Genomic DNA, 8,902 nt, shown 5'->3' on the forward strand with positions numbered 1-8,902 from the left:
CCGATCGTTCCGTTCCGGGTTGCGCATTGGACATCTCACAAGCGGTGCGGCGAGGCGCTGCGGGTGTGCCACAGCTACCCGGCGCCGCCGTCGCCCGCCCGACCCGGGTGCACGGCGGTAGCCGACACTGAATTTCCTTGGGCGCCACCGGATATTCAATCTGGTGTGCTGTTGTTGCTACTGCGCGCGTCGACGGTGGAGGTGGCAGTGGTCAACGAACGGCTCCATGCCGACATGATGACGGTGCTCGAGGGGCTCGACGAGCAATTGCGCGGCATCGCCGAGATCCAGTTGCGACGCTCCCGGCTGACGGCCACGGCGAACACCTGTGAGCAGCGAATCCAGGTGACCGTCAATGCCGACGGACTGCTCATCGACACGAAGTTCGCCGACGATATCGCGGATCTGACCTATGACGAGATCGCCGCGGGGATGACCGCGGCGGTGCAGCAGGCCGCGGCGGAGGTGCTGCGACTCGGCGCCGAACTGATGCAGCCGCTGCGCGAGCGGAAGCTGCAATTGCCGAAATTGTCGGAATTCGTCGAGGGCGCACCGGATCTCGGGCAGATGATGCCGACCGCGCCACCGGCGCCGACCCGGATCGAGGATTATCGCGACGTTCCGCCCGCGCATCCGGTAGACGGCAGCGCGCACCGCTCGATGGTGTCCGACGAGGACTGATCCCCCGTGAGCCTGTACCTGCCCCCGCCCGTACGTCCGATCGCCTGGGTTGCCGGCGCCAGCTGGCCCGACGGTGACGAAGACAAGATGTGGGCGGTTTCGCGGGCCTGGGAGCAGGCGTCCAAGGATCTCGCGGCGCAGGTTCCCGGTATCGAGAGCGCGAAAACAGCGGCGATGGCGGCATTTCCGGCCGGGGATGCCGCCGATCAGATCGGCAAGTTGTTCGATGCCTTTCTGCAGGGTGACCAGTCGCTCGCGACGCTGGCCGAATCGTTCAAGACCATCAGCGATTCGACCTTCGACGTCGGCACCGAACTGCAGTCGGCGAAGATCAACATCATCGTCTCGCTGTGCATTCTGCTGGTCGAGATCGCCTGGGCGTGGCTGTTCCCGCCGACCGCGCCGGCGGTGGAGGCCGCCGCGATCGGCACCACCCGATCGATCGTGAAATTCATCGCCGACGCACTGCAGAATGCGCTCGAACGTGCCTGGGCGAAACTGGGATTCGCCACCCGCGGCGAACTCAACGGCGCCTCGCGGTACTGGTTCAAGCACATCCTCTCCGCCGATACCTGGAAGGGGATGAAGGGGCAGACCTGGAAGTACAAGGCCAAGACGATTCTGCCCACGGCCAAGGGCATGGGCGTCTATACGCTGAAATTCGGTGAGGGCGCGCTCTGGGCTCCGGTGACCAATGCGATCGTGCAGGGCGCGCAGATCGCGGACGGTAAGCGGCACGGATTCAACTGGAAGGAATTCGGCGCCTCCTGGGCGGCCTCGGCGTTGAGCACCATTCCCAGCCGCGAACTCGGCCGGTACATGGGCTTCGGGATCGGCAATCTCGACAAGAAATTCGGCGGTGCGATCACCAATATGCCGTTCCGGTCCGGAATGTTCCTGCAAGGTGCGACGATCGGTGCCACGGCCGGTGTCTTCGGCAACATATTCGGCAATATCGGCGCGGGTGCGGTGACCGGTGATATCGCGGGCGCGTTCGCGGGACCGGAAGGCTGGGTAGGTAGTGCGGCCCGCGGCGGAATGGTCGGCGGTATGCGCGGTCTGGGAACGAAGACGACCACCAATACCGAGGGCGACCCGAGATTCAACCTCTGGATGAATGCGAAGGCGCCCTGGGCCCCGCCGAAGACGCCACCCACGAACAATCCGCTGACGCCGCGACCGGTGCTGGGACAGACCGAGGCGGCGTCGACGACGAATACCTCGACGACGAACGGCGGAAACCACCAGCAAGGTGGTGGTTTCCGGGATCCGTCCGATCCGAATTACATGACGCCGTCGCGTCCGGCGCCGCAGCCACCGGTGAACGGCGGACAGCAAGGTGGTGGTTTCCGGGATCCCTCGGATCCGAATTACATGGTGCCGTCGCGCCCGGCCCCCGCACCGCCGACGCACGCAGCGGGGGCGGGCGGACAATCAGGAACGGGCGGAACGCATTCGGGCCCAGCGGGTTTCGGTGGACAGCATCAGTCGACGTCCACAGCGGGTGGTGGTTTTCGGGATCCGTCGGATCCGAATTACATGACGCCGTCGCGTCCGGCGCCGCAGCCGCCGGTGAATGGTGGGCAGGGTGGTGGTGGTTTCCGTGATCCGTCGGATCCGAACTATATGGTGCCGTCGCGTCCGGCTCCTGCGCCGCCGGTGAATGGTGGGCAGGGCGGTGGTGGTTTTCGGGATCCGTCGGATCCGAATTACATGACGCCGTCGCGTCCCGCTCCGCAGCCGCCGGTGAATGGTGGGCAGGGGGGCGGTGGTTTCCGTTCGCCCTCGGATCCGAACTACATGACGCCGTCGCGCCCGGCCCCCGCCCCGCCGGTAAGCGGTGGTGACGGATCGGTGCCGCATCCGATCGGCAATTCCGCGGGCGCGGCCCCCGGCTCTCGCCCGGCGCCTGCCATCAACGCTGCGCCGGTGGCTAATTCGAGCAATCCGCCGAATTTCTCCCGGCCGTTCACGCAGCCGGGTGGGTCGGGGGGCGGGCCGGTGAGCTCGTCGTCGGCGCCGGTTCACGCTGCGCCGGTGGGGAATTCGACGGGCGATCCGAGTGGCCCGCCGAACTTTTCCAGACCGTTCACACAGCAAGGCCCGCCGACTGCCCCGGTGTCGAATCCCTCCACCGGAGGGCAGGGCGGTGGCTTCCGGGATCCGTCGGATCCGAACTATATGACTCCGTCGCGTCCGGCGCCGCAGCCGCCGGTGAATGGTGGGCAGGGTGGTGTTTTCCGGGATCCGTCGGATCCGAATTACATGACGCCGTCGCGTCCCGCACCGGCGCCGCCGGTCGGTGGTGGTTTCCGGGACCCGTCGGACCCGAATTACATGACCCCGTCGCGTCCGGCGCCGGCTCCGCCCCCGCCCGCTGACCCGGATGAGCCGAAGGATCCGGGGAGGCCGTTGGGGCCGGGCAAGGATTATCGCGCGAAGTCGCGGCCGAAGAAGGTGCCGGACATCGGTCCGATGCCGGCGCATTACGACGCCCCGGACGCACCGGGCGAGGAAGCGTGGCTGGACGCGGCCGATCCTCCGCCCGCGCCGCGCGCGGCGGCCTCGGACGATCCGGGCGCGAGCGATCCGGGTGGGGGCGACCCGAATGTCGACAAGCCGTTCCAGATGTAGGCACACAGGTAGGGACTGACAATGGCGGAGAAGATCGAGGTGGATGTCGACGCGCTGACCAGAGCCGCCGACCTGCCCGAGGAAGTCTCACACAAGGTTCGGGGCGTGATCGACACCCTGCACAGCACGCTGGCCGGAATCGAGAACGACTCCACCAACCAGCCGTGGGGAAACGACAAGTCCGGCAAGAAGTTCGCCGACGGCGACAAGGGATACAAGGCGACGCGGGCCAATATGGTCGACGGCGGCTACAGCATGGCCGATGCCCTGTTCCAATTCGCCGAGGGTGAGCGGTCGGCCGCCGACCAGTTCAGAGCCGCCGAACAAGGTTCGACCCAAGGCCTCGGAGGCTGATCATGACGTTGCCGAATGCGGATACCACCGAATGGACCCAAATTCTGGGTGCGGCGAATTCCGGTGTGCTGCAGTTCGATACGAAGGACATCAAGGCCGCCACCGATGCCGCGGCGCAGCTGATCGCCAATCTGGAAGCACTGGCGCAATCGGTCCACGACACCCGCGCGCACGAGGTCGGCGCCTTCAGTATTCTGCAGTCCAGCCGCGATCTGGCCGGTGTCTACAGCAATCACGGTGCGGCACTGTACAACTCGCTGATGACCCACGCGAATGTGGTCCGCGATCAGTTCGACACCTTCGTCGCCGCGGGGAAGACCTTCGCGGCGCACGAGCACAGTTCGACGTTCAATTTCGACACGCTGGCCAAACCCAAGGACGTCACCAGCAATGTGACGCCGCCGAAACTCTCCTCGAACGGTGGGAGTCTGGTCGCCGACCTCAATCAGGATCTCGTCGACGACAGCTGGTCGATGCCGAGCTTCCCGGAGGCGATCCAGGGCTACGGCGGTAAGACCGATTCGGTCACCATCAATATCGAGAACCCGGACAGTCTGGACTGGGACCAGATGATCCAGCTGGGGCAGACGATTCACGCCCAGCCGCCGATGGATCTGTCCGGATTCTGGGATTCGATGTCGAAGCTGCTCTCCAGCAATATGGCAACCTACGCGGACCAGATCGCGAAGTTGCAGGCCAGCTGGACCGGTACCGCGTCGGCCGCGGCGGTGACCGCCGTGCGCAATTACAGGGACAGTACGCAGGATCTGATCGACGCCATCAAGGTGACCGGTGCCAGTCTGCGGTACACCAGCGACTGGCTCGAGGCCACGCGCAAGTCGATGCCCACTCCCGGACAGCCGGAGAAGACGGGCTGCAAACATCACCACACCGACGAATACCGCGCGAATTACAAGAAGTACTACGCGGAACCGATGAAATCGACGATCTCGACGATTCCGACGATCGCCATTCCGGGCCAGGCGAGCGGGGGTAGCACGTCGGGTCGTGGATCCGGGTCGGGCAGCGGCTCGGGCTCGGGTTCCGGCAGTGGTTCGGGCAGTGGTTCGGGTTCGGGCTACGGCAGTGGTTCGGGCTATGGGAGCGGTTCTGGATACGGCAGTGGTTCGGGTTACGGCAGCGGTTCTGGATACGGGAGCGGCTCGGGTTACGGCAGCGGATCCGGCTCCGGCAGCGGCTCGGGATATGACAGCGGTTCGGGTTACGGCTCCGGCAGCGGTTCGGGGTACGGGAGCGGCTCGGGTTACGGCAGTGGGTCGGGTTATGGCAGCGGCTCGGGTTACGGCAGTGGGTCGGGTAGTGGCGCCACATCGCAGCAGCTGCAGGAGGCCTACCAGCAGGGCTACCAGGCCGGATACGAAGAGGGTTCGCACAGTTCGGGTTCCGGCAGTGGCTCCGGCTACGGAGGCGGTTTCGGCAGTGGTTCGGGCTACGACAGTGGTTCCGGTTACGGCGGCGGATCCGGGTACGGCAGTGGCGACGGCTACGGGAGTGGCCAGGGCTATGGCGGCGGCCAAGGCTATGGCAGCGGCGAGGGCTACGGCAGCGGTTCCGACTACGGCTCGGGCTACGGAGGTGGCACGGGCGGCGGCTACGGAGGTGGTACGGGCGGCGGTTACGGCGCCGGATCCGGGGCGAGCTCGGGTTCGGGTCGCACCGGCAAGAGTTCGCCGATGCCGAGCAACTACGACAGCATGCCGGGCAGCGGCGAGTCCAACCAGCAACTCCCGAATCTGAGCGACCTGCTCAATTCCGCCGGACTCGGCGACACCGGCGGATCCTCCGGTGGCAGTTCCGGTCCCAGCAGCACGCCGTACTCCGGCCCGACCGGCAGTGGCACCGGCTCGTCGACCGGCACCGGATCCACCTCGGGGACGGGTTCGTCGTCGATTCCGTCGAGTCTCGGCAAGACCCAGCAGTCCGGGGCGGGCGCGGCCAAGAACGGTCAGCAGCAGCTGCCGTCACTCGACGATCTCCTGTCCGGCCTTGCGGGAGAACAGAATACGGAGGCCGGAACCGGCACCACCGGCGACAGCGCCGGTCAGACGGTGCCGTCCTTCGGTAATTCGGCGACGACGGGAAGTGCGAATCCGCAGGAGTCGCTGCTATCCGGCGGGACGGGCACCTCGAACCCGCTCGCGTCGCTGCTCGGAGGGAGCACAGGTGGCTCCAATCCGCTCGAATCGCTGCTCTCGGGCGGCGAACAGGCACTGAACCAGCTCGGGCAGACGGCCCACGACAGCCTGTCCGGCTTGGGGCAACTGCTCTCCGGCATTCCTGGATTCGACCAGTTGCTGGCGAGCAATCCGGATCTGCGTCATCTCCTGTCCGGTATCCCCGGTCTGGACCAGTTGGTCTCGGGATCGACCGGGGTGGACCAACTGCTCTCCGGCAATCCGGATCTGAGTCACCTGCTTTCCGGGATTCCCGGCCTGGATCAACTGTTGGCCGGTACGGGCGACACCGATCCGCTGCACTCGCTGGCGGAACGGCTGCGGGACCTCAGCCACACCCCGGGTATGGAGGGTCTGTCGGATATCGCGGCACAACTGGACCCCGGCGGCGACAGCGCCGGCGGGGGAGGCGCCGACGCCGGTGGTGGAGCCGGTGACGGTGGTGGAGCCGGTGGCGGTGTCGGGCCCGACGATGCGACACCGCCCCAGCAACTCGATCAACCGCGGCAACCGGACAAGTTCCCGCGCGCATCGCTACCGGCGGACGTCTCCACCTATGGTGCCGGACACCATGATTCGTACGATCAGCAGGCCGGTCAGCCCGGACAACCCGGCCAGCCCGGTATGGCGGGTACCCCGGCGTCGAGCGCGGGCAATTCCGGACCGCAGGGTCAGCACCGGCGGCCGAAATACCTGACGTCCACGGACTGGCTCGACGACGCGATGGGCGACACCCCGTTCCGGGTCAAGCCGGTGATCGAACCATGAACGAGGAAATGTGAACAGGTGGACCCTGACGGACCTGGAATTCAAGGTGTTGTGCGACACCCGATTCTTCGGTCTGGTGCCGTCGATGTTCAGCATCACCAGCCGCATCCCGTATCTGGACGACTACGAGCGCGAATGGCGTCGCATCCGAGCGGAGTTGGAGAACCGCGGTGACAGCGCCTTCGAGGCGATCGTGGACACCATGGTGCTGCCGGAGGTGCTGGTCGGCGGTGAGGCGTGGGAGGATTCGGATTTCGACAATCCGGACAAGCGGGTGCGCTTCTATGCCGGGCGGCTCGGCTCCCGCGGGTTCGTCGTGGTGCAGTTGCCGGGCGAAACCCTCAGACACGCCGAAGGTTTCACCATCACCGCCTGCGATCCGCGGGCGCTCGGTGAGACGGTCGTCGGACTGCTGCCGGCGGCCGGACCGGGTCGGCGTGGACCGATCGAGATCGAGATCGGCGAGCGCACCGGCCGGTCCTCCGGTGGCGGTTCGATGGTCGCCGACGACGATGACGACTACCGCGGGCTCACCAGTGCGGCCTTCTTCGACATTCCCGCGACCCACACCGGCACCGTTCGATTGACCCAGGGCAGATCGAAATTCGGTCCCCGCGGCCGCATCTCGGTGGCCCGGCTGTGGCGCGATCTGCCCGACGACGGTCGCTATGTGATTCCCCTGGAGGAACCGGCGCCGGTGGCCGTCGGGATGGGCTCGGCGGGACTGGCCGACTGGATCGACACCGAGGCCGAGCACATCGTGCAGCGGATGAACGACTATCAGGAGGTGGACGAGTGAGCGCGCCGCTCATGCCTCGAGCAGGAGCGTGACCGGCCCGTCGTTCACCAGTGACACCTGCATGTGCGCGCCGAAGCGGCCGGTCGCGACGGTGGCGCCGAGATCGCGTAGTGCGGCGGCGAATTCGCCGACCAGGGGTTCGGCGACCGATCCGGGTGCTGCGGCCGACCAGGAGGGCCGCCGGCCCTTCGCGGTATCGGCGTAGAGGGTGAACTGGCTGACCACCAGGATCGGCGCGCCCAGGTCGGCGGCCGAGCGCTCGCCCTCCAGAATGCGCAGGCGAAACAACTTGTCCGCCAGCGTCTTCGCAAGCGCGGCGGTATCGGTGCCGGTGACGCCCACCAGGGCGAGCAGGCCGTGCGGCACTCCCATCGCGGGCGGGTCGATCTCGCCCACCACCTCGTCGTCGACCGTGACCCGGGCCGAGCTGACGCGCTGTACCAGGATTCGCATGCCCTCCATCATCGGATACCGGCCGCCGCGGTGGGTTTCGCGGTGGCTTTCGGGACCGGCCACCCGGAGTTCACGTCGGCGCCACTGATGATTCTCCCGGGACTGCCATCGTCGAAGACCAGCGTCGACGGGCGCCGGCCGGCAGTGCGATGGAGGGACGGACGATGGCGGACGAGATCGAGGTCGAGGTGGCGAAACTCCGCACGGCCGCCGGGAAGACGCAGGATGTGCGTGACCACATCGAACAGGTGCTGACGAAACTGCAGGGTAAGACCACCGGCTACGGAAACTGCTGGGGGGACGACAGTCTGGGCAAGCAGTTCGCCGGCACCGGCAGCGGCGACGGCTACCTCGCCGCACACGACAACATGGTCACCGGCGCGCGCAACTTCTCCACCGCCTTCGAGAAGTTCTCCGACGGCCAGAACGACAGTGCCACCTATCTGGAGACCATGGAGCACGGCAACACCTACGGCTTCAAGTGATCGAACAGCCGCGGATCGAGCGCCCATGACGAACGAGCATATGAAGGCCGAGCTGGCGGGAATCATCGGCGAGGCCAAAGAGCAACTGCGCGTGATCGCCGAAATCCAGCGTGACCGTGCGGAATTGACCGGCACCGCGTCGGTGCGCAAGAACCGGGTGACGGTCAGCGTGAATGCCGACGGTACCGTCATCGAGACCAAATTCGGCGCCGGAATCGAGGATCTCAGTTATTCCGAGATCGCTCGGGCGGTGACCGAGGCTGCCCAGCAGGCGTCGAAGAATCTGGCGCAGCGGCATCGGGAACTGGTGGCGCCGCTGCAGGAACGCCGGGCCCGGTTGCCCAAACTCACCGATCTGATCGAGGGCATGCCCGATATGCGCCTGCCGACCGCACCGGAACCCTCACTGGCGCCGCCGGATTCACCGGATCGAACCGCCGCCTACGGCGAGGACGAGCTCCGGTTCGCGGATGCGGAGACCTATCCGGTCGAACCGGAACGCCGGGTCACCGACTCCAGTTGGTGACCCGGGG

The 8,902-nt window shown here is 66.6% G+C and carries 8 protein-coding genes; 7 read left to right on the forward strand and 1 reads right to left on the reverse strand.

Annotated elements, in window-relative coordinates; translation table 11 throughout:
- Positions 1 to 165: 165 nt before the first annotated feature.
- The 5 genes from IG65_RS0103820 to IG65_RS35685 are packed head-to-tail and all read left to right on the forward strand — an operon-like array spanning position 166 to position 7,431.
- Complete coding sequence (locus tag IG65_RS0103820; protein ID WP_051755293.1) at positions 166 to 681, forward strand: hypothetical protein; 516 nt, start codon at positions 166 to 168, stop codon at positions 679 to 681.
- Between the two features lie 6 nt (positions 682 to 687).
- A complete protein-coding gene (locus IG65_RS0103825) occupies positions 688 to 3,315 on the forward strand; it encodes a hypothetical protein (RefSeq protein WP_030513411.1) in 2,628 nt (875 codons plus the stop codon).
- Positions 3,316 to 3,336: 21 nt separating this feature from the next.
- Complete coding sequence (locus IG65_RS0103830) at positions 3,337 to 3,669, forward strand: hypothetical protein (RefSeq protein WP_030513412.1); 333 nt, start codon at positions 3,337 to 3,339, stop codon at positions 3,667 to 3,669.
- A gap of 2 nt (positions 3,670 to 3,671) precedes the next feature.
- Positions 3,672 to 6,632 carry a PPE domain-containing protein gene (locus IG65_RS35680; protein ID WP_051755294.1) on the forward strand — a complete coding sequence of 987 codons (2,961 nt, stop codon included), beginning with the start codon at positions 3,672 to 3,674 and terminating at the stop codon, positions 6,630 to 6,632.
- Between the two features lie 10 nt (positions 6,633 to 6,642).
- Positions 6,643 to 7,431 carry an ESX secretion-associated protein EspG gene (locus IG65_RS35685; RefSeq protein ID WP_051755297.1) on the forward strand — a complete coding sequence of 263 codons (789 nt, stop codon included), beginning with the start codon at positions 6,643 to 6,645 and terminating at the stop codon, positions 7,429 to 7,431.
- A 9-nt stretch (positions 7,432 to 7,440) separates the two neighbouring features.
- Here the strand turns inward: IG65_RS35685 and dtd are convergent, their stop codons facing one another.
- Positions 7,441 to 7,884, reverse strand: a complete 444-nt coding sequence (gene dtd / locus IG65_RS0103845) for a D-aminoacyl-tRNA deacylase (protein WP_030513415.1) — start codon at positions 7,882 to 7,884, stop codon at positions 7,441 to 7,443.
- 164 nt (positions 7,885 to 8,048) lie between these two features.
- On the opposite strand from dtd, the gene IG65_RS0103850 reads away from it, so the two are divergent.
- Both IG65_RS0103850 and IG65_RS0103855 read left to right on the forward strand, forming a co-directional pair.
- Positions 8,049 to 8,369, forward strand: a complete 321-nt coding sequence (locus tag IG65_RS0103850; protein WP_146098677.1) for a hypothetical protein — start codon at positions 8,049 to 8,051, stop codon at positions 8,367 to 8,369.
- Positions 8,370 to 8,394: 25 nt separating this feature from the next.
- Positions 8,395 to 8,895 carry a YbaB/EbfC family nucleoid-associated protein gene (locus tag IG65_RS0103855; RefSeq protein ID WP_030513417.1) on the forward strand — a complete coding sequence of 167 codons (501 nt, stop codon included), beginning with the start codon at positions 8,395 to 8,397 and terminating at the stop codon, positions 8,893 to 8,895.
- Positions 8,896 to 8,902 lie beyond the last annotated feature (7 nt).

It is taken from the genome of Nocardia sp. NRRL WC-3656 (genome assembly GCF_000720265.1).
Taxonomy (GTDB): Bacteria; Actinomycetota; Actinomycetes; order Mycobacteriales; family Mycobacteriaceae; genus Nocardia; species Nocardia nova.